This window comes from Flavobacterium ichthyis, assembly GCF_009915155.1.
Taxonomy (GTDB): Bacteria; Bacteroidota; Bacteroidia; order Flavobacteriales; family Flavobacteriaceae; genus Flavobacterium; species Flavobacterium ichthyis.
Window position 1 is genome coordinate 72,045 of the sequence record NZ_JAABLM010000001.1, and the last position, 21,362, is coordinate 93,406.

Sequence of the window (21,362 nt, forward strand, 5' to 3'; positions counted from 1 at the left end):
GGATTTTTTATTTTTTATTCTTTTCCTGAATCCACCTTGACATAAATTCCGTGCTTCTCATGGTGTGGAAATTAAGCATTTCGCCTATAAAATTTCGCTTTCGATACTTACTTAAATTTAATTGCCAAGTTTCGATTTTTTGCCAGAAAAAAGCTACAAAATTCTCAGCTTCAAAATTTTTCAGTAACAAAAAACCCTTGCATTGCGCTTCGTCCCAAGTAATTTTATTTTGATACAAATAAATGGCTTGTGCAGCAAATTTTGTAAAATCATCTTCCACAAATCCGTTCCAATCGCCAAAATTCATACCTTCTGCTCCAATTGAAGTGGTAATGGTTGGCAAACCAAATTGCATTGCATCAATAAATTTTCCTTTAATTCCAGCCCCAAAACGAATTGGCGCTAACAAAACACGATGTTGATTCATTGCATTTTGCACGTCTTCTGCCCTACCTTCAATTAAAAAATTTTCTTGAGCATTGTGAAGCTGAAAAACCTTTTGCGACGGATAAGCTCCATAAATGTGGATTCTCGCTTCGGGAAGTGCCTTTTTAATCATAGGCCAAATATTCTTTTTCAATTCAAGAACCGCATCGTAATTAGGTTCATGCAAAAAATTTCCAATGAACATAAACCCATTTCTATCTTCGAAACACAGGGAATAGACTTCAGATGTTTTTGAAAAAACCGGTAAATACAACAATTGAAAATCATCTATTTTAAAATGATTTTGAAGCAAATTCATTTCAAATTTAGATACGATTAGCGTCAAATCACAACGAAAAATACTAGCTATTTCTCGTTTTGTGATGTCCTCATCAAAAACAACTTCCATCGAAAATTTTTCATTGGCTTTCACCATTTTTTGTCGTGCATGACGCAAAAAGTGCAAATCTTCCGTGTCCAAAATTTTAAGCGCTTCTGGACAATTTTTCGAAACCCGCCATCCAAATTGTTCTTCTACCGCAAATCGGTCGAACAACACAATGTGTGGATGTAAATCTTTTAAAAAATCATCAAAAGAATCGTCGTTGAGCAAAATATTTTTTTCGCTTACATTTAATTCGGAAAGATTTTCAGAAAATTCACTTTTTTGAGCGGTTGAGGCAAAAATAATTTCAAAATTATTATTGTTAAACAAATTAATAAGCTGCATCATTCGGGTTCCGGCAGCCGAAGAATTTGGCTCAGGAAAGACCGAACCGATGATGAGCAATTTTTGTTTCATAAAAATATTTTAAAAACAAAAAACCTCAAGTTTTCACTTGAGGTTTTCATTAAGAGCGGAAGACGAGGCTCGAACTCGCGACAACCAGCTTGGAAGGCTGGAGCTCTACCAACTGAGCTACTTCCGCTTTTCAACGATGCAAATATACGCAATAACTTTTCTCGTGTGCAAGTTTTTTTTGAAAAAAATTTCAAAGAAATAATGGAATCTTTCAGCAACCCAAAGCTTTCGCACGCTAATTTTTTCAAACTGAATTTGTTACCAAAACTTTAAGTGAATAAAAAATTTTTTGTTTTTCACCAAAAAAGTAAAAATTAAGCATTCAAAAAATAACTTTGCCGCCAAAATTACGTATCTTTCAGTTTATTTTTTAGCCAAGATGACGCGAAAACTACCTTTGATTGTTTTGTTTTTTTGTTTCGGATTAAGTTCTAACGCTAAATTATGGGCTCAAATTAATGCCATTTCCGAAATTTTAGGTATAAAAAATACAGCTGCTTTGTATGAATCAAAAGTCGATTCCTCTTTTGTGGCAAAATTTCAAAATGATAGTTTGGCTGCTTTTTATCAAAAAAATAATTTCAAGTACATTTGGACCTCTAATCTTAATCAATCGATTGTTGTATATGCTATCCAAAATTCTAGATTAGAAGGTTTGAATCCAAAAGATTATTTCGCTGACGAAATTGTTGATTTACATCACAACCAAAAAAAATCTGCCGCCCAAAAACAGGAACTGGAAGTATTGCTGACTTTTGGTTTGCAAAAATTATTATTGGATAGGGCAAACGGTAGAAAAAATCCGCATGATTTGTATGAAGATTGGGATTTAAAACAGAATAAAATTGAAGTGAATCACTTAATTTTATCAGCAATTTCTGGTGATAGCTTGTCTAAAACATTAGTAAAATTAGAACCCAAACATCCAGTTTACTTTCAACTGAAGAATGCTTTGCAAGTTATTGAGCAATTTCCTGATGTAGCTTTTGACAGTATTTTTTTCGAAAAAAACTTAAAATTAAAAGATTCTGGGAATGCGGTGCTTCAGCTAAAAAACCGTTTAACTTACTGGAAAGATTTACCCAAAACGGATTCCATCAACAAAAAATTTGACGAAGAAACAGATTTTGCCGTAAAAAAATTTCAAAAAAGGCATGGATTGTTTCCCGACGGAATTGTAGGTCCGGCAACAATCAAGGAATTAAATTATTCTAAATCAAGTAGAAAAGAACAAATTATCGCCAATTTAGAACGCTGGAGATGGTTTCCGAGAAAATTTTCTGATCACTATATTCTTTTAAATATTCCGGAATATAAAATTCATTTGATCAACCAAAATGATACAATCCGGACGCATAATGTAATTGTGGGAACGGCTGCAAGAAAAACGCCTATTCTTTCTTCAAAGTTGAGTTATGTGGTTTTGAACCCAACCTGGACGGTTCCTCCCACGATTTTGCGTGAAGATATCATCCCTGCGGCAACAAAAAACCGCAGTTATTTTTCGGGGAAAAATATAAAGATCTACAATAGTGCGGGAAAAGCAGTAAGCCCTTGGAGCTGGATTCCCGAAAAGGCTAACAATTACAGGTATGTTCAAAGCCCTGGAACATTTAATTCTTTAGGAATGGTAAAAATAATTTTCCCAAATCATTACTCGGTTTATTTGCATGATACGAATCATCGGGAATATTTTGACAAGGAAAATCGCTCGTTGAGTTCGGGTTGCGTGAGGGTTCAAGATCCGCTGGAATTAACTGAATATTTGCTTGACAATAACAAAGATTGGAGTTTTGAAAAAATAACCGAAGTGTTACAAAACGGTAAAACCCAAAATGTAAAAATTAAGAATAATATCTTGATTCACCAGCTTTATTGGACGGCTTGGAGCGAAGAAAATACGCTCCATTTCCGTCCTGATATTTATAATTTAGATCTGGAATTATACCGTAAACTCGGTCAATAATTTCGTTTTGTACGAAGCGGTTGGGTGGTAAATAAAAAGACAAGATTTGTCTTTGATAACATTAATTACTTCTTTAGTAATTCCTACTGGAAGTGCAGGACAACCTAGGCTTCTCCCTAATCTGCCATGTGCTTTTACAAATGATTCTGCCACATAATCTGCTCCATGAACTACAACGGCACGACTTCTAGCATTATCGTTGATTCCTTTTTCAAGTCCATCTAATTTTAAAGAAATGCCATGTTTTCCTTGATAAACTTCGCCAGTGGCATAAAAACCGAGGCTACTTTGATAAGATGAAGAAGCATTAGAAAATTTATTTGCAAATTCATCCCCTGTATTACGTCCGTGAGCGACTAGGGAATTGTACAAAATCTTGTTTGTTTTTAAATCTACAATCCACAATCTTTTGGTGTTAGACGAAAGACTAAAATCAATAATTGTAAGAATGTCTTTTTTTACCAAGCCTTTTTCTTTTAATCTATAAAAGCCTTGTAGTGCTTTTGAAAAACTTTCTAATTTTGGAAGCGAGAGATCATTGGCTTGTAAGGAGTGGTAAATTTGCTCTGCTTTTACTGCAAAAGATACATTTTTTTCAACCGTAACAGCGGCTACATTTTTCTTTTCATTTGTTTTGGTGGTTTTTTCATTTCCAGAAAATGAACCAAACAAAAACATCAACACCGGTAAAAATTTGTAAATCATTAAAAGTAGGGTTTTAGAATTTTTAAATAAGTTGGGGGGCGGACAAATATATTAATAAAATATTATACTCAATATCAATAAGTTACCAAATTTCATGCCATCAATAAATTTTAACATTTATCTGGTGAACACAGTCGATAATAAAACGTAAAGTTTGTAGATTTATTGTGAACCTGTTGTTAATCTTTAAATTATGGTTATTTTTGTAATCCAATTAAAAATCAATGACTAAGCCCCTAACCCTATTTTTGCTCGTATTTTTTAATTTAATTCTTACAAACACTCACGCCCAAAAAAAATCGTTAAACGCTATTAGAAAAACAGAAAATATCTCCATTGATGGAAAAATGGATGAGTTAGAATGGAATTCGGCTCCTGTGGCAAACGGTTTTGTGATGTTCGAACCTGATAATGGAAAAGTAATTTCTGACGAACGTAGTACCGAAGTCCGCGTTTTGTACGACAACGAAGCGATTTACGTTTCGGCAATTTTACGAGATGAACAGCCTGGCAATATTTTATCAGAATTAACCGAAAGAGACAACTTTGGAACTGCAGATCATTTTGGCGTTTTTATTAATGGTTTTAATGATGGTCAGCAAGATTTTCGATTTTTTGTGAGTTCGTCCGGAGTGCAAATGGATTGTTTGGCAACTGAAGGAAACGAAGATTATTCTTGGGACGCCATTTGGGACAGCGAAGTTTCAAAAACTGAATATGGCTGGTACGTAGAAATGAAAATTCCGTATGCAGCGCTTCGATTTTCAAACGAAAATGTGCAAAACTGGGGGTTAAACTTTTATAGAGAAATTAAGCGTGACCGACAAAAATACCACTGGAATCATGTGGATCTCAACGTGGGAAACACCATGCAACAAACGGGTCAATTAACTGGAATTGAAAACATTAAACCTCCTACCCGACTTTTTTTTATTCCGTATTCGTCTTATTATCTTGAAAGTAACGAAGCAGGAACTGATAACACCTTTAAAGTGGGAATGGACGTCAAATACGGTATTAATGATTCATTTACTTTAGATGCTATTTTAGTTCCGGATTTTGGGCAAACTAAATTTGACGACGTGGTTTTAAATCTCGGTCCGTTTGAACAACAATTTAATGAAAATCGTCCGTTTTTCACGGAAGGAACTGATTTGTTCAACAAAGGTGAACTTTTTTATTCGCGAAGAATTGGCGGAACTCCCTCAACTTATTTAAACGGAAACGAATTAACGCAGGTGGAAAATCCGGCAACTGTAAATTTAATCAATGCCGTGAAGGTTTCCGGAAGAACTTCAAGCGGTTTGGGAATTGGGGTTTTAAATGCTATTACCGAAAAAACTTATGGAACTTCCACCAATCTCGAAACTGGAGAACGCCGAAAAGTTTTGGTAGAACCATTTGCCAACTATAATATTATGGTTCTTGACCAAAGATTTAACCAAAATTCGAGCGTGTCATTCATTAATACTAGTGTACTTCGTGAAGGGGAATTTAGAGACGCCAATGTTTCGGCGATTTTATATAACCTCAACACTAAAAATAATCGCTACTTCGTGACTGGAGATTTTAAATACAGTCACGTGAATGAATTTGGCGAAGCCGAAAATAAAAACGGCTATTTTACCAGCATTCAATTAGGAAAAAAAGGCGGAATGTGGCGATACAATGCTGGAGCAAATTACGTTTCTAAGCAATACGACATCAATGACTTAGGATTAATTTTCATCACCAATTATCATTCTTTTTACGGAAATTACAATTACAGAATTTTGAGTCCCACTAAACTGTTCAATACCTTTAGAATTAACGCAAATATCTATAACGAGATTGAAAATATTACTGGAAAATCTCAACAAGCACAGTTAAATTTTGACTTAACTTCAACTACTGTAAAAAACGATTACATTGGTGCTTCGCTCTATTTTAATCCGTTCAAAACTTTTGATTTTTATGAACCACGCGTAGAAGGAAGATTTTTAGAAATGCCGAAAAGAATTTACGCCGAAATTTATTTTTCTTCGAATTATAACCGAAAATTTGCACTTGATGTTCGGCCGTATGCCACATTCACATCAGAAGAAAAGAGGAATTATTACGGAATAATTGTTTCGCCAAGGTACCGCTTTAGCGATCAATTATTGGCTACAATTAGTACCGAAGTAGAACGCCAAACGAATGACATTGGTTGGGTTGACTTTGCCGATGACGATATTATTATGGGAAAACGTGACCGAAATACCGTGATTAATACTTTGGCGTTAAAATACGCCATTAACCCAAAAATGACTATTAATGTTGCCGCAAGACATTACTGGTCTTATGCAGAATACAACGAATATTTAACACTTCAGCAAAACGGTAGCTTGCTTGTAAATCCTAACTTTACTGAAAATATGGATTCGGATTTCAGTACTTGGAATTTTGACCTTTCTTATTCTTGGTGGTTTGCTCCTGGAAGCCAACTTTCTGTTTTGTACCGCAACAATGCTACCGATTATAGAAACGACATTAATAAAGAGCTGGGAAATAATTTTAGAAATCTTTTCCAAAACAATCTCAACAATATTTTTTCGTTGAGCATTCGCTATTTTATTGATTATAATTCGATAAAAAATAAGTTTTAAAAATGAACAAAAGAGTAATTTTAATGATACTCGACGGCTGGGGAAAATCGCCGGACCCGAAAGTATCTGCCGTTGATCAAGCCTCAACCCCATTTATTGATAGTTTGTACCAAAAATACCCAAACGCATCTTTGCGAACTGATGGTTTAAATGTGGGACTTCCGGATGGACAAATGGGAAATTCCGAAGTAGGACACATGAATCTTGGAGCTGGAAGAATAATTTATCAGGATTTGGTAAAAATTAATCTAGCGGTTGACAACAACACCATTGCCAATGAAAAATCTTTGATTGATGCTTTTGCATACGCAAAAACAAACGATAAAAAAGTTCACTTATTAGGATTAGTTTCAGATGGTGGCGTTCATTCGCATATCAATCATTTACTAGGATTAATTAATGCTGCCGAAGCTTACGGCTTGCAAAAAATATTCGTTCATGCATTTACTGATGGTCGTGACGTGGATCCTAAATCAAGCATCAATTTTCTTTCGCAACTTAATAATCATTTAAAAGATAAAGCTACGAAATTAGCGTCTGTCTGTGGAAGATATTTTGCTATGGATCGTGATAGACGTTGGGAACGCGTAAAAAAAGCCTATGATTTATTGGTAAACGGCATTGGAACTCCTTCCAAAAATGCTATTACTAGCATTGAAAATTGTTACCTTAATAATGTAACCGATGAGTTTTTGGAACCAATGGTAATGATGGATGAACAAAGCAATCCGGTTGCCAAAATTGAGGAAGGAGACGTGGTGATTTTTTTCAATTTCAGAACAGATCGCGGACGTCAACTAACCGAAGCGCTTTCGCAGTGTGATTTTCATGAGCAAAACATGCACAAGCTCAATCTTTATTACGTAACGATGACCAATTACGATGACAATTTCAAAGGAATTCACGTTATTTATGACAAAGACAATATCTCTGAAACACTTGGAGAAGTTTTAGAAAAACATGGGAAAAAGCAAATTAGAATTGCTGAAACAGAAAAATATCCGCACGTGACTTTCTTTTTTTCCGGCGGACGCGAAAAACCTTTCAGTGGCGAAACCCGAATTTTGAAAAACTCACCAAAAGTAGCTACTTACGATTTACAACCCGAGATGAGTGCTTACGAATTGGCAGACGCATTAGTTCCAGAAATTGAAAAAGAAGAAACTGATTTCGTTTGTTTAAATTTTGCAAATGGCGACATGGTAGGACATACAGGTGTGATGGATGCTGCGATTCGAGCTTGTGAAGCCGTTGACAAATGTGCTGAAAAAGTAATTACAGCTGCTTTAAATCATGGTTATACCACCATTGTTATTGCGGATCACGGAAATTGTGAGACCATGGTTAACCCAGACGGAAGTCCTAACACGGCTCATACCACTAATCCCGTTCCTATAATTTTGGTAGATAATGAACTGAATGAAATTCATGACGGGGTTTTAGGTGATATTGCTCCCACAATTTTAAAATTGATGGGAATTCCTCAACCAGAAGCCATGACAAGACATCCGCTTCTATAAAAAAATTCTAATATTTACAAGGCTCATTTTTAAAATGAGCTTTTTTTTGTTTTTAAACATAGCTAAAAATAAGTTAAAGTTTAGAAATTAATAGTAATACTTTCATCAATATCTATCTTTGTATTGAAAATAATGTTTTGATCAGGCTATACTTTATTGAACAAGATTAACACCAAAATGCACACGAAAGAAAACATATCCAACAAAAACGTATTTTTAAAAGATCCTGAAACATCCGTTTTAGGCAAAAAAATAATTGGAAGTAGCATTGAAATGATTGATGAAATTGGCTTTGAAAACTTCACTTTTAAAAAATTAGGTGAAAAAATCAATAGCAATGAAAGTTCTATATACCGATATTTTGAAAACAAACATAAATTAATGTTATATCTTTCGTCATGGTATTGGGAGTGGATTGAAAAAAAAATGCTTGCAGCAACACAACATTTCTCTACTTCAAAAGAAAAGCTAGAGCAGGCCATCATTGTGGTTACGGAAAAAATTGAAGATGACGGCAATACTCCTTATGTAAATGAATCAATTTTAAATAAAATCATCATTCAAGAATTTACGAAAACATTGTTTACAAAGGAAGTTGATGAAGAAAATAAAAAAGGGTTTTTTATGATTTACAAAAGAGTCATTAACCACATAACAGATTTAATTTCTGAAGTTAACCCTAATTATCGTTATGCCAAGAGCTTAGCCTCAACCGTGGTCGAAGGTTCATTACACCAGCATTTTCTTAAAGAACATTTTAAGACTATTACAAACTGTAACAACGAAATTTCACCTACTGATTTTTACCTTACTTTAATCGAAAAAACCCTCGAAAAGTCATGAAAACCACACCATTACAAAGATTTATTAATTTGTTAAAACTCGACAAAAAAGATGTTTACCAAATTATTTTCTATGCTATTTTTGCAGGAATTGTAAGCTTATCTCTACCGCTTGGAATCCAAGCTATTATTAACTTAATACAGTCCGGGCAAGTAAGTGTCTCATGGATAATATTAGTGATTTTTGTGGTAATTGGGGTAATATTAGTAGGAATATTATCAGTGATGCAACTAAGAATTACCGAAAATTTACAACAAAAAATATTCGTTCGCGCCTCTTTTGAGTTTGGGTATCGATTACCCAAAATAAAATTTGAAGCGATGAATGATCAATATCCTCCAGAATTAGCCAATCGATTTTTTGATACCATTTCTGTACAAAAAGGTACCTCAAAGTTACTTTTGGATTTTCCGGCCGCGGTACTTCAAATTATCTTTGGGTTAGTTTTATTATCATTATACCATCCTTTTTTCATTTTTTTCGGAATTTTCTTAGCCATTTTACTCTACGCCATTTTTCATTTCTCGTACCAGTCCGGAATATCCACAAGTTTAAAAGAATCAAAATATAAGTATAAAGTTGCGAGCTGGTTACAAGAAATGGCTCGGAATAATTACAGCTTTAGAAAAAAAGATAACTTTGATTATGCCTTACAACGAAACAATAAATTAGTAGAAGGCTACATCAGTTCAAGAGAAAGTCATTTTAGGGTTATTAGAAAACAGTTTATCCAGCTAGTAGGATTTAAAGTAATCATAACCGCATGTTTATTATTAGTAGGAGGTTATTTAGTATTGAATCAACAAATGAATATTGGTCAATTTGTAGCTGCAGAAATTATTATCATCTTGATAATCAATTCCGTAGAAAAACTAATCATTGGTTTAGATAATATTTATGACGTATTGACATCAATCGAAAAAATTGGTCAAGTAACTGATTTAGAAATAGAACAGCCTAGTGAAAAATCACCTGATTATTGTTTTACCAATATTTCTCTCCAAATGGAGAACATGAGCTACAAATTCCCTCAAAGTAACGATTATTTTCTTGACAAAATAAATCTTAAAATTGAACAATCCGAGAAAATATATTTAGATGGCGATAATGGTTCTGGAAAAACAACCCTTATGCGTATTCTGTCCGGAATGTTACAACCTGCCCTAGGTGCATTTTACATCAATGATGATACTTACAGAAAAATTGATTTAGAACATTACCGATTACAAATTGGTACCATTACCCAAGGTGAAACTCCATTTGAAGGAACAATATTAGAAAACATCACCTTCAATAATCCCTTGATTAGCAACGACCAATTAAAATGGGCTATTGATAATGTAAAACTAGGAAGCTTTGTAAAATCGTTACCGGATGGTTTACAAACTAAAATTTTTCCTGATGGACGACAAATTTCTGCCTCAAATGCGCAGAAAATAATTTTGGCAAGAAACATAATTAACCATCCAAAAATATTATTTCTTGAAGATCCCGTTGAGAAAATGGATGAAGATGTTGCAAAAGAAATTATTGACTTTTTAACTGATTCGAAAAATAAATGGACGCTAATTGTTTCATCTAAGAATGAGTATTGGAAGCAAAAATGTAACCGAAAGATTATCATGAAAAACGGACAAATTATTGACGACATTAAAATCTAAAGACCATGCTAAACATTTCAAATAGAAACACGATTACTGAAAACATGGATCAGTATTCAACCGTAAAAAATTTAAGCGAACGGCCACATTATAAAATTTTAAATAAAATTATACTATACGTATGTTTGCTCGGAATCGTTTTTTTGTTTTTGCCTTGGACACAAAACATTTCCGGTTCTGGAAATGTTACCACGTTAAAGCCGGATCACAGACCGCAAACAGTACATTCCGCAATAGCTGGTAGAATTGAAAAATGGTATGTTCAAGAAGGTGATTATGTAAAAAAAGGAGACACCATACTTTTCATTTCTGAGATTAAAGAAGAATATTTTGATCCTAATTTGGTATCAAATGTTGAAAGCCAAGTAAAAGCAAAAAAATTGGCGGTAGAGTCCTACGAAAACAAGGTAACTACCTTATCCACACAAATTGGCGCAATTGAAAACGAACGAAGACTTAAGTTACAACAAGCAGAAAATAAAATTCGTCAAGCTTTTCTAAAAATCAAAAGTGACAGTATGGATCTTGAAGCGGTTAAAACCCAAATAAAAATTGCCACTACACAATACAATCGATCAGTTACCTTAAACAAAGAAGGGCTAAAACCTTTAACCGATGTAGAAGAAAAAAGATTAAAATTACAAGAAGCCGAAGCCAAAATTATCACACAGGAAAATAAATTGTTAGCCAGCAAAAATGAATTGATTAACGCTCAAGTAGAAATTAACCGTATCAATGCAGAATATGCCGAAAAATCTTCTAAAACCAAAAGTGATCAATACACCGCATTAAGCTCTCAATTTGACACCGAAGCACAAGCAAATAAACTTGAAAATCAATACGTTAACTACCAAATACGAAATGGTTTATATTATATTAAAGCCCCTCAAGATGGTTATGTAAACCGTGCATTAACATCTGGAATAGGCGAAACGATTAAAGAAGGAACTCAAGTTGTTAGTATTATGCCAGCAGCTTATGAACTTGCCGTTGAAACATACGTATCACCTACAGATTTGCCACTTATTCACAAAGGAGAAAAAGTTCGCATTTGGTTTGACGGTTGGCCAACAGTAGTTTTTTCGGGTTGGCCCAATATGAGTTACGGAACATTTGGGGGAAAAATTGTTGCTGTAGAAAACTTCATCAGTACAAATGGTAAATTCCGCGTGTTAATTGCTCCCGATGAAAACGAAGAACCTTGGCCAAAACAAATAAGTATTGGTTCCGGAGCGCAAACTTTAGCATTACTTGATAACGTACCTATTTGGTTCGAAATGTGGCGAACACTTAATGGTTTTCCACCAAATTATTATCAGCCTAAAGGTACAACCACTAATGAAAAAAAGTAAATGAAAAAGCTTTTAACATTTTTGTTTTGCAGTTTTTCACTGTTCGCGCAAGAAAAAAAGTCGGAAGAATTTTCTTTCAATGAATTTCTGGGATATGTGAAAAAATACCATCCTATGGTAAAAAGTGCCAATTTAGAAATCAGTAGTTCACAAGCCAACCTAATGATGGCAAGAGGTGGTTTCGACCCGAAAATAGAAGTAGATTTTGACAAAAAACAATTTAAAGAAACCGAATATTATTCCATTTTAAATAGCAGTTTTAAAATTCCTACCTGGTATGGAATAGAAATAAAAGCGGGTTTTGACAATAGCGAAGGTGTTTATCTCAATCCACAAAATACCTTACCAAATCAAGGGTTGACATCTTTAGGAGTAACAGTTCCTATAGGTCAAGGATTGTTTATAAACCAACGAATGGCGGATTTGCGTCAAGCAAAAATACAATTACAATTGAGCGTTGCTGAAAGAAAATTGCAGGCAATTGAGGTTTTATACGATGCTTCTGTGGCATATTTTAATTGGAAAAGAAGCCACAGCGAGATGATTTTGTATAAAAATTATTTAGAAAATGCCGAAGTTAGATTTAAAGGAATTTCGGGGTTGATTAAAAATGGTGACGCCCCTGCAATTGATAGCATCGAAGCAGGGATTATCGTAAAAAATAGGAAATTAAATTTCATCGATTCGCAGTTAAAACTTACAAAAGCTAAACTTGAGCTTTCAAACTTTTTATGGCTGGAAAATAATATTCCGCTGGAATTGCAGGAACATTTGGTTCCGGAACGCAACTTGAATCAAACCGTTGAAGAAACCTTAAGAACAAATGAACTTTTAACTAATACAATTTCTCTACAAAATCATCCAAAAATAAATGCGTTAGAACGAAAAATTGACATCCTTGAAGTGGAAAGAAAGTTGAAAGCCAATATGTTATTACCAAAAGTAGATTTAGGCTACCATTATCTTTCCGAACCTAGTTATTTTGATCAAGGTAATTTTGAAAATTACAAAATAGGTTTAAACTTCAGCTTTCCTATCTTTTTACGAAAAGAACGTGGAAGCCTTCAGCTCACAAAATTCAAACTTCAGGATGCAGGTTTTGATCTGGATTTACAACGCGTTGAACTTAAAAATAAAATTAATGCCCAACAAACGGAGATCAATTCGCTTAAAACCCAACAGGAAATAATTGATAATTTAGTAGAAGATTATCAAACCATGTTAAACTCTGAAGAAAGATTATTTTCTTTTGGCGAAAGCTCGATATTTTTAATCAATTCACGTGAAAACAATTTAGTTAATTCACAACTTTCAGCACTTAATTTAGAAAATCGTTTCTTAATTTCGCACGCGGAACTTTACCGGATTATGGCTAATCCAGATTAAGTTCTAATATTTCATACTCTTTTCGGGTTTAATAATAATCGTTGCACTTATGCTCTTTCAAAAAAAAATTTTCACCTTACTCAGCTTGCTAATCTCATGCGTCATTTTTGGACAAGAAGGAGCATCATCTTGTGCAGAACTTGAAGCTAATTTTCAGCAATATCAATCTTGTGCAACCAATATTCCTTTTAGAAACTCAACAAATAATACAAGTGATGTGTTCAATACCACCTGTATTGGCGATAGTTTTCGTGGTCCAACATGGTTTTATATGAGAATCCAGCAATCAGGAGATATTAGACTGCAAATTTCTCAAGTAGATGATTTTGGAAACTCTTCTGACGTGGATTTCGTACTTTGGGGACCATTTGACGATTTAAACAATATTTGCAGCAGATTAAACATCAACACCGAAGTAGATTGTAGCTGGTCATCTTCAGGAATTGAAAATGTTAACATTCCGGCAGCTGTTTCGGGAAAATTATATGTATTGTTAGTAGATAATTATGCCAATACTCCTGGTGAAATTTCTATTAGACAAACCGGTGGAACGGGAAGCTCGGATTGTAGCTTCTTGTCTTCAGTAGAAATTTTAGACGAAATAGGAAATGAAATCACGCAATTTAATTATTGCCAGCCACAAAATAAAACACTTTTAGCGAATATTGATACTAATAATTACGAAGGCAACTTAGCTGATTTACGATTCAATTACAAATGGTTTTTTAATGACATTTTAGTAGCTGATATTCAAAATTCAACCATCAATACTAATACCTTTATAGCAAATCAAACCGGAAATTATCGCGTTGAAGTCACGGCTTATGATAGCACAGATTCGTCAGTTGTAATAGCAGATTTAGAAGTAAGTACAGATGAAATTGATTTAATTTTTTATGGAACACCCACTTTAATTTCTAATTTAACTTTACAAAAATGTGACAACACCAGTCCATATAATGGATTGGAAAGAACCAATTTAACCGAAATTGAATCAACAATAAGTCTCGGAGGTGATTATCCTGTTTTATTCAAATATTGGTTAGATGCTGCTCATACTCAAGAAATCACTGATGCAACTAATTTTTTAAATACAACTCCATCACAAACGATTTACGTAACTGCTTCTTATGATTTTAGTTGTACAAGCAATATAGCTTCTTCAAGTTTTGAATTGATAATCAACACATTACCAGCAAGCGACACGAATCCGCAAGCGATTGAAAAATGTGACGAAACCGGATTTTCTTCATTTGATTTAAGAATTCGGGAAAATCAAATGGCATCTCCGGCAAGTGTAACTTCCATCAACTTTAAATACTATATTGACCGAAATGACGCCTTGTCTAATGCCGGAAATTTTATCGCAACACCCGATAATTATACTAACACAATTGCAGATACACAAACTATTTATGTTCGGTTAGCAGAAGCTACGGATCCAGACAATTCTTGTTTTAGAATTTTAGAATTACAATTGATTGTTAACAATATTCCGCCAAATAATATTTCGACAACGCCTTACACTTCTTGTGTTTCTGGAGGTATTGGCCTTTTTCCGGCAGAAATTAATACTGGTTTATCTGCAACAGATTTTACTTTTGAATGGTTCAACCAGCATAATGCTTTGCCCGGAAATAGCATTACTACTGAAACCGGAAGTAATTTTACTACAACAAATGCTGGAAATTATTCTGTAAAAATTGTGGACACTACCAATCCCGCGGCTTGCGAAAGAATCATTAATTTCAGCGTAATTTCCTCAATAATTCCTTCAGGAAATAACAACCCGCAACCCATTTACCTTTGTGACAATTCAGGTTTTGCCAATTTTAATCTTCGCATTCGTGAGGCTGAAATGGCCGAAACTTTAAACGTAACCGATTTAGATTTTAAATATTACAAAAATGAAACGGATGCTTTAAATAATGCCGGAAATTTTATTCCTGACCCTGAAAATCATATTAACTCCACTTCAAATGAAGATACAATCTATGTAAGAATCGCTGATGCTGCTAACCCAAATAGTACTTGTTTTGTGGTAGTACAACTGGATTTATTTGTAGAAAAAGTTCCCGAAAATAATTTAAGAGATTATCCATATAGAATTTGTATGTCGATGGCGGGACAACCATTGCAGCCTGCTATTATCGATACAAATTTAGATCCTTCGGTTTATACATTTTCGTGGCATCGCGGCTTTAACGCTTTACCTGGAACTGTTATTGTAGGCGAAAATGATGCTGTTTTTGAAACTACGGTTGGTGGTAATTATTCTGTAAAAATCATAAATACGAGCAATCCTGCAATGTGCGAAACCATTGCTAATTTTGAAGTATTAACGGCTGACATTCCTTTTAATATCGAAGCTACTCCAGTGCAACAAGTTTCTTTCGCAGGAAACGCAACAATCACAGTAACGATCGATAATCCTTCGCCTGATTTTCAATTTATGATTGATAATAACGGATGGCAAGAAAGTCCGGTGTTCGAAAATATTTTACCCGGATTTCACACGGTTAGTGTGCGAAATAAATTTGGCTGTGAAACCACTTCTACCCAAATTGTGGTGGTAGATTATATGAAAGTTTTTACACCAAATGGCGATGGCTACAATGATTTTTGGACCGTTGGCGGACGAGCAATTTTTGAAAAACACCAACTTTTTATTTTTGACAGATACGGAAAACTCATAGCTGATATTACCAGAAATTTACGCGGCTGGGATGGCACTTTTAATGGAAAACCTTTACCTGCCGACGATTACTGGTTTAAAATTATTTATGAAAGAAATGGTGAGAAAGGTGAATACAGAAACCATTTTACACTGAAAAGGTAGATTGAGGATTTTTGATTTAGAATTTAGTTGGATTTTTTTGAAAAATATAAATCATACAACTTGGTTACATCCCAAACTGCTAACTTCTAAATCACAACTCATTCATAAGTGCCAAAAAAACCTTACTTTTGCATTTCTAAATTTTTGACGATATGATTATTCCAAAAACCCGTGAAGAGATTGAATTAATGCGTGAAAGTTCATTGCTTGTTTCTAAAACATTAGGAATGTTAGCAACCGAATTAAAACCTGGAATCACAACTTTACAACTTGATAAAATGGCGGAAGAATTTATTCGCGATCATCAAGCTGTACCCGGATTTTTGGGTTTATATGGATGTCCGTCATCTATTTTGACAAGCGTAAACGAACAGATTGTTCATGGTTTGCCCAACAATCGCCCTATTGAAGAAGGTGATATTGTATCGGTGGATTGTGGTGTATTAAAAAATGAATTTTATGGAGACCACGCTTATACATTTGAAATTGGCGAAGTAGCTCCAGAAACAAAAAAGCTATTGCAGATTACCAAAGAATCGTTATACATAGGAATTAGCGAATTTAAAGCCGGAAACCGTGTGGAAGATGTGGGAAATGCGATACAAAAATATACTGAAGCTGCTGGTTACGGTGTAGTACGAGAACTGGTTGGTCATGGTTTAGGACGAAAAATGCATGAAGATCCTGAAATGCCAAATTACGGAAAACGTGGTCGTGGAAAATTATTTGTGGAAGGAATGGTTGTTGCCATCGAACCTATGATTAATTTGGGAACCAAAAATATTAAACAACTCAAAGACGGGTGGACAATTATTACTGCTGATAAAAAACCAAGTGCCCATTTTGAGCATAACGTAGCGTTAATTGACGGAAAACCGGAATTGCTTTCAACTTTCTCATATATCTACGAGGCTTTAGGAATTGTGAGTACTGAAGAAGTAGCGTTTAGAAAACAACCGTTGGTTTTGAGTTAGGGACTGTATCACCGAGATTCGCCAAGATTCGCCAGAGATTCGCTAAAATATTTATAAGCCGTAAAATATGTATCAGCAGAACGAATTTCAAGAAAATTTAGATTCCATTTCCTATAAAATAATTGGTTGTGCAATAGATGTTCATAAAGAGTTGGGGCCTTGATTGTTGGAATCAGCCTATCAAGAATATTTACTGTACGAACTTAAAAATACTGGGTTATTTGTCGAAAAACAAATTGCGCGTCCCATAACGTACAAAAATTTAAAACTGGAACACGGCTATCGAATTGATTTACTCGTGGAAAGTAAAATTGTTATTGAACTAAAAACTGTTGAAGCATTCACAGATGTTCATTTTGCATAAATTCTAACGTATATTAAATTGGGAAAATATCCTTTAGGACTTTTGATTAATTTTCACTCTAACATTTTAAAAAATAATATCAAAAGATTTATAAATACTCTGTGAAACTTTGTGAAACTTTGTGAAACTTTGTGAAAAAATAAATGAAAAAAATCTTCAGATTTATCCTGAATATCGTTCCTCGACCTTTATTAATTAGGTTGAGTTATGTAGTTAGACCCGTTTTAGGGGTGGTCTTAAAAGGCAATCGATTTACCGACCCGATTGACGGGAAAAGTTTCAAGAAATTTTTGCCGTATGGCTATGGAACACAACGAAACAATGTACTTTCTCCAAGCACTTTATCATTAGAAAGACATAGATTGCTTTGGCTTTATTTAAAAAATGAAACCAACTTTTTTACAGCTCCGTTAAAAGTGTTGCACTTTGCACCGGAACAAGCATTTTACAAAATTTTTCGGAATCTAAAAAACTTAGATTACACTACAACGGATTTGTTATCACCGTTGGCAGATGTAAAAGCAGATATTTGCAATTTACCTTTTGAAGAAAATTCTTACGATGTGATTTTATGTAATCACGTTTTAGAACATATTCCGGATGATACTAAAGCCATGCAAGAATTATTTAGGGTGTTGAAGCCTGGTGGAATGGGGATATTTCAAATTCCACAAGATATAACTCGAGAAAAAACGTTTTCTGATGATTCTATTACTGATAAAAAAGAACGTGCTAAAATTTTTGGTCAATATGATCACGTGAGAATTTACGGCAGAGATTTTTTTGACAAGTTACGAAGTATTGGTTTTACCGTTATAGAAGAAGATTATACTAAAAAATTGTCACCTGAATGGGTTGAAAAATATTGTTTAGCTCCGGGAGAAATTATTCCGGTTTGTTTCAAGCCATAAAAAAATCCCGAATATCTTTACGATTTCGGGATTTAGTATTTTTATGATACTATTTTTTAGCTTTTTTCTGGCATTAAGATCGCAACTACTTTGTCTTTCGTTAAATATTTTTTAGCTACATCTTGAATTTCTTTTGCATTCAAAGCTTTTATTTTAGCTTCGTATGTTAGAACTTCTTCTGGATTTAACTCATTAGTATATGCGTTAGAAAGTGTAGATAGCCAGAAACGGTTTTCTTTACTATTTTTCTTATAGTCAAGCAATTCCCCTTCTTTATATTTTGCAAGATCTTCGGCAGTTGGTCCATTTTCTATAATCTTTTGTAATTCTTTCAATGCCGATGCTGTAAGTTTTTCAGCGTTTTCTGGACCACATGGGAAGCTAATACTAAATGAATAGGAACCATAAGGAATTTTATTCATATTACCTCTTGCCCCTACTCCATATACGCCACTTTCGTTCTCACGTAATTCTTCGACTAATTTTATAGTTAGAACCTCTCCTAAAGCTTGTATAGCTAAATCTTCTTTTGCGGAATATGGTGTGTCACCATAAAACATAATTCTTACACTACTTTTAGGATCAGAACCTTTATTGACTACTTTTTTTAACTCGCCTTTTGCCATTCTATAACCTAAGTCGATTGCGCTTTCTTTTTTACCCTTAGATGGCAATGAAGCGATATATTGTGTAGCAAATTGCTCCATCTTAGCATCGTCAATATTTCCTACAAAGAAAAATTCAAAATCTCCTGCATCAGAAAATCTTTCTTTGTATTTATTGTAAGCCAATTGATAATCGGTTTTATCCCAGTCTTTTTCATCTGGAAAAAGCGCCGTAAATCGAGGATTGTCTTTCATTAAAACTCCGTAAAGTTCCTGCTGAAAGAAAATGTTAGGTTGTGAAGAAAGGTTTTTGAAAAATGCTGATTGCTTAGTTTTATATCCTTCAAATGCTTCTTTGTCATAATTTAAATCAGTAAAATAAGCATGTGTCATTTGGAACAAATATTCTAAATCTTTTGGTGTAGCGCTTCCGCGGAAACCTTCGGTGGTACTGCTTATGTATGGTGAAACAGAAGCGATTTTTCCGTTCATGAATTTATTAATATCATTTAATTTTAATCCTGAAAAACCTGCTTCAGTCAAAGCGCCATTGGCGAATTGAGTTTTAAGATAATCTTCATTAGAATATAAATTTGAACCACCAAAACTCACCCCTTCCATTAAAATTTCATCGTTTTTAAAATCAGTTTTCTTGTAGGTGATTTTCGCACCATTTGACAGGAAAAGTGTTTTAGTTCCAAGTTTATCATTATGTTCTTTTTTAGTAATGGTACCTGGTTTAATAGAATTTCTTATTAAACTTTTAGCAATCTCGGTATCTACATAAGGTTTTAACGATGCTTCATCTATTTTGATAGCGGTTAAAACTTCTTGTTCCGTTACTTTCTTCAATCCTTCTTTTTCCGGACCCGTTAAAATAATTACACGATTGTCGTCTTTAATATAAGTTTTCACCAATGCATCTACTTCATGTAATTTAATGGTTGGCAAAATATTTTTCATGGCATTAAAACTCCACTCAATTCCTGGAGCTGGTGATTTTTCTAAGAAATGTGCCTGATATTGCCCCACAAAATTAGCTGAATTAGTCTTATCTCGATCATTAAATTGTTTTTCTACTCGAGCCAAAATATCTGATTTCGCACGGTCTAATTCGCTTTGGGTAAACCCAAATTTTTTCACTCTTTCATTTTCTGTTACCAAAGTTTTTAAAGCTTCGAGCTGTTTATCTTCTTGCATCATTGCGAAAGACTGATATGCCTCTTTTGTACGAGCCCAAGTTCCGCCGTGATAAGTGTATCCGTAAGTAAACGGTGGTGTGGCAGAATTAGTCAATTCTTCCAAACGGTTGTTTAACATCGTAGCATATAAATTTTCAATCAAATCCTCACGTAAATCATTTACTGTAACCGTTGGCGTTGGTGTTCCATGGTCTTTATAAATAAGTTGAACCTCTGATGACGAGGCTTCTTTGTCACTTTCTACAGCTACGAATGTTTCTTTATGGTTAGGCACATCAAAAACTTTTCGTGGTTTTTCATTTGCTGGGTTTTTGTACGAAGCGAAATGGTCTTTAATTTTTTTCTCCATTTCTTCTACATTAATATCGCCCACAACCACAACGCTCATGAGGTTCGGACGGTACCAATCCTTATAAAAACTAGTTAATTTATCATAGGTAAAATTTTCTAAAACTTCTTTTTTTCCTATTGGTAAACGTTTAGCATAATGGGAATTGTACATCATTTTTGGCATAAAATGTTCCATCATACGGTTATCAGCTCCAAGCCCTAAACGGTATTCTTCTAGGACTACTCCTCTTTCTTTATCGATTTCTTCTGGAGTCAAAACTGCGTTAAAAGCCCAATCTTCAATAATTTGAAAACCTTTCTCTAATTTTTCCGGATCATCAGATGGAATGGGTAAAAAGTAAACTGTTTCATCAAAACTGGTGTAAGCATTTAAGTGTTGACCAAATTTTACCCCGATGCTTTGCAAATAATCTACCAATTTATTCTTAGGAAAACGTTTTGTTCCGTTGAAACACATGTGTTCCATAAAATGTGCTAATCCTTGTTGTTCGTCAGTTTCTAAAATAGAGCCTGCATTGATAACCAATCGAAGGTCAACTTTATTTTCCGGCTTGCCATTTTGCTTGATGTAATACGTCAAGCCATTTTCCAATGTTCCAGTTTTTACCGATGGGTCAAACGGAATTTTGGCATCACCTTTAAACTCTTGGGCAAAAATTGTTAGCGGAAATGCCAACAATAATGCGAAAATTTTGTTGTTTTTCATGTTTTTTAATTATGTATGGTTTGTAAATCTAAAATTATAACTTACATTATTATATTTTATTATAAAAGGTTTAACATTATTTCAATTTATTTTTATTAAATTATTGTATTACAATTTATTTA

General features: G+C 34.0%; 13 protein-coding genes, 1 tRNA gene and 1 pseudogene. 11 read left to right on the forward strand and 4 right to left on the reverse strand.

Annotated features, from left to right (window positions below; all coding sequences use genetic code 11):
- Positions 1-7: 7 nt before the first annotated feature.
- Entirely contained in the window at positions 8-1,228 is a 1,221-nt protein-coding gene (locus tag GV828_RS00305; RefSeq protein ID WP_166535477.1) for a glycosyltransferase, read from the reverse strand.
- A 54-nt stretch (positions 1,229-1,282) separates the two neighbouring features.
- A tRNA-Gly gene (locus GV828_RS00310) sits at positions 1,283-1,355 on the reverse strand.
- Positions 1,356-1,607: 252 nt separating this feature from the next.
- Here GV828_RS00310 and GV828_RS00315 point away from each other — a divergent pair.
- Positions 1,608-3,194, forward strand: coding sequence for a L,D-transpeptidase family protein (locus tag GV828_RS00315; RefSeq protein ID WP_166535478.1), 1,587 nt, complete (start codon positions 1,608-1,610; stop codon positions 3,192-3,194).
- Here the strand turns inward: GV828_RS00315 and GV828_RS00320 are convergent.
- Positions 3,171-3,899, reverse strand: coding sequence for a murein L,D-transpeptidase catalytic domain family protein (locus GV828_RS00320; RefSeq protein ID WP_166535479.1), 729 nt, complete (start codon positions 3,897-3,899; stop codon positions 3,171-3,173). The genes GV828_RS00315 and GV828_RS00320 overlap by 24 nt on opposite strands.
- A 224-nt stretch (positions 3,900-4,123) precedes the next feature.
- Here GV828_RS00320 and GV828_RS00325 point away from each other — a divergent pair, with 224 nt between their 5' ends.
- From GV828_RS00325 to GV828_RS00370, 10 genes and pseudogenes are all read left to right on the forward strand, one after another.
- The gene (locus GV828_RS00325) at positions 4,124-6,526 is read left to right on the forward strand and encodes a DUF5916 domain-containing protein (protein ID WP_166535480.1); all 2,403 of its coding nucleotides are present in this window, start codon (positions 4,124-4,126) and stop codon (positions 6,524-6,526) included.
- A 2-nt stretch (positions 6,527-6,528) separates the two neighbouring features.
- Complete coding sequence (gpmI, locus tag GV828_RS00330; RefSeq protein ID WP_166535481.1) at positions 6,529-8,046, forward strand: 2,3-bisphosphoglycerate-independent phosphoglycerate mutase; 1,518 nt, start codon at positions 6,529-6,531, stop codon at positions 8,044-8,046.
- 177 nt (positions 8,047-8,223) lie between these two features.
- Positions 8,224-8,889 carry a TetR/AcrR family transcriptional regulator gene (locus GV828_RS00335; RefSeq protein ID WP_166535482.1) on the forward strand — a complete coding sequence of 222 codons (666 nt, stop codon included), beginning with the start codon at positions 8,224-8,226 and terminating at the stop codon, positions 8,887-8,889.
- Positions 8,886-10,550: a peptidase domain-containing ABC transporter gene (locus tag GV828_RS00340; RefSeq protein WP_166535483.1), complete on the forward strand. Its 1,665-nt coding sequence runs from the start codon at positions 8,886-8,888 to the stop codon at positions 10,548-10,550. The genes GV828_RS00335 and GV828_RS00340 overlap by 4 nt, the downstream gene beginning before the upstream one ends.
- A gap of 5 nt (positions 10,551-10,555) precedes the next feature.
- The gene (locus GV828_RS00345; RefSeq protein ID WP_166535484.1) at positions 10,556-11,902 is read left to right on the forward strand and encodes an HlyD family secretion protein; all 1,347 of its coding nucleotides are present in this window, start codon (positions 10,556-10,558) and stop codon (positions 11,900-11,902) included.
- Positions 11,903-13,288, forward strand: a complete 1,386-nt coding sequence (locus GV828_RS00350; protein WP_166535485.1) for a TolC family protein — start codon at positions 11,903-11,905, stop codon at positions 13,286-13,288.
- Positions 13,289-13,337: 49 nt separating this feature from the next.
- Positions 13,338-16,127, forward strand: coding sequence for a T9SS type B sorting domain-containing protein (locus GV828_RS00355; RefSeq protein WP_166535486.1), 2,790 nt, complete (start codon positions 13,338-13,340; stop codon positions 16,125-16,127).
- A gap of 152 nt (positions 16,128-16,279) precedes the next feature.
- Positions 16,280-17,101 carry a type I methionyl aminopeptidase gene (gene map / locus GV828_RS00360; RefSeq protein ID WP_166535487.1) on the forward strand — a complete coding sequence of 274 codons (822 nt, stop codon included), beginning with the start codon at positions 16,280-16,282 and terminating at the stop codon, positions 17,099-17,101.
- 166 nt (positions 17,102-17,267) lie between these two features.
- A pseudogene (locus tag GV828_RS00365) lies at positions 17,268-17,570 on the forward strand (GxxExxY protein).
- Between the two features lie 38 nt (positions 17,571-17,608).
- On the forward strand, positions 17,609-18,376 hold the full coding sequence (locus tag GV828_RS00370; protein WP_166535488.1) for a class I SAM-dependent methyltransferase: 768 nt from the start codon (positions 17,609-17,611) through the stop codon (positions 18,374-18,376).
- Between the two features lie 56 nt (positions 18,377-18,432).
- Here GV828_RS00370 and GV828_RS00375 read toward each other — a convergent pair whose 3' ends face one another.
- Positions 18,433-21,240 carry a M16 family metallopeptidase gene (locus tag GV828_RS00375; protein WP_166535489.1) on the reverse strand — a complete coding sequence of 936 codons (2,808 nt, stop codon included), beginning with the start codon at positions 21,238-21,240 and terminating at the stop codon, positions 18,433-18,435.
- Positions 21,241-21,362 lie beyond the last annotated feature (122 nt).